Genomic DNA, 1,456 nt, shown 5'->3' on the forward strand with positions numbered 1-1,456 from the left:
GGTATAGCCAATAAAACGAGGCGACAACCTATAACAGCCACACTCGGTAAGTTATACGTTGTCGCCTTGTTCATTTCACACACTAATCAAGGACATTCTCCTACACACCTTTCATTCTGTACGCCTCACGATAGTTAGCCATCAGAATCTTCTGAATGTCGGACTCGCGGTAGAGTATCTTTCCGCCAAGCTGGATATACGGGATGACACCGTTGTTTCGGTAGTCCTGCAGGGTTCTTCGGCTCAGTTGCAGCCTGGCACAAAGCTCCTTGTCCGTCATGAACCGCTCACCGCCAAGCATGGGGCGGTAGTTCATCACGGCACGTTCAAAATTGTCAACCATTCGGTTGAGGTGGTTCACGATGTGGTTCATCCACTCGCTGTTTCTTGTCATTACTTCATTGCTCATAGTTGTCTCGTTTTATTGTTGATACTTACGTTACTCGGTTTACTTGCTGCATTGGATAAAGTGGCTGTTGTATATTGACAGCCTAACCTGTGCGCTTGCGAAAGCGCATGTCCTTTTTCTTGTCCTCCACTACTGCTACGATAGCCATCACGTCCTCCGGCTTGTAGTAGGTCTTGTGGCTGATTTGCGTATAAGCCAAAGTTCCGTTGTCCCGAAGCGTCTGCACTGTCCGTGGGCAGATGTTGAGCGTCTGACACACGTCCTGCGTGTCGAGCCACTTGTTCATGGTCTTGTCCTCACTGCGCTCACGGATTCTGTCCATGCGCTTCACGAAGTTCTCCAACTGGGCATCAAGATAGTTGAATGCCTCTTCCTCGAATACGATGAATCCCATACTTTTCTTTTTTCTAAGTTAATACTATGTTATATGTCGCAAAGCTCCACGCATATGCTGTGCTCCACGTTTGTGAGTGCAAAGATAAGGCACGGCAATCTAAAAACAAGCGTTTTCAATTTCTGTGGCAGTATGTTGCCGGGGTTTGCCGACTTCAACGCCAAAAACAACAAGAAAAACTTGCACGACTGCAACGAATACATGAACAATGATGAGTTGAGAAATACGTTGAAGTTCTCACAACTATCTCGGTATGCAAATAAGCAAGCCACAACTAAATTGCCACGTTACACCCAATCAGTTGCATGGCTGCACTCAGTACACTTACTTTGCACCCGACAATCGGTCAATGGTGCATACCGTGACCACTATACTAACAAATAAAACAGCATAAGCTATGGCAAGAACAAAAGAAACGAAAATGTTTCCTGAACAGCAGGAGAAAATGACACAGGAGGTGATGGCTTCGCTTCACCCATCCACTTATGGTAAAGACTATGCCCAAAAACATAGCTCTTTCTTTGAAGAGGTGGAGAACTCCGATTTAGAAGTTGTGACAGAGAATGTGGCTGCAACAACCTCCAACATGGAGGACGAGCTTACGAACGAGGTTCAATCGCCACCGAATCCGCAGAAGCGCATCAGTGGCAAGC

Annotated in this window: 2 protein-coding genes and 1 pseudogene; 1 reads left to right on the forward strand and 2 read right to left on the reverse strand. The window is 46.5% G+C overall.

Annotated elements, in window-relative coordinates; genetic code table 11:
• Window positions 1-100 precede the first annotated feature (100 nt).
• Together DWV53_RS15210 and DWV53_RS15215 are read right to left on the reverse strand one after the other, a co-directional pair.
• On the reverse strand, window positions 101-409 hold the full coding sequence (locus DWV53_RS15210; protein WP_008628594.1) for a helix-turn-helix domain-containing protein: 309 nt from the start codon (window positions 407-409) through the stop codon (window positions 101-103).
• An 82-nt stretch (window positions 410-491) separates the two neighbouring features.
• Complete coding sequence (locus DWV53_RS15215; RefSeq protein ID WP_008656559.1) at window positions 492-803, reverse strand: helix-turn-helix domain-containing protein; 312 nt, start codon at window positions 801-803, stop codon at window positions 492-494.
• A gap of 397 nt (window positions 804-1,200) precedes the next feature.
• Between DWV53_RS15215 and DWV53_RS15225 the strand changes: the two are divergent.
• Window positions 1,201-1,456: pseudogene (locus tag DWV53_RS15225) on the forward strand (DUF3408 domain-containing protein); the annotation flags it as partial.

The sequence above is a fragment of the Segatella copri genome, from assembly GCF_003465495.1.
Classification (GTDB): Bacteria; Bacteroidota; Bacteroidia; order Bacteroidales; family Bacteroidaceae; genus Prevotella; species Prevotella copri_G.

Excerpts from the sequence above, each read along its gene's own strand:
- DWV53_RS15210 (WP_008628594.1), bottom strand. The coding sequence starts at position 409 with ATGAGCAATGAAGTAATGACAAGAAACAGCGAGTGGATGAACCACATC.
- DWV53_RS15215 (WP_008656559.1), bottom strand. The coding sequence starts at position 803 with ATGGGATTCATCGTATTCGAGGAAGAGGCATTCAACTATCTTGATGCC.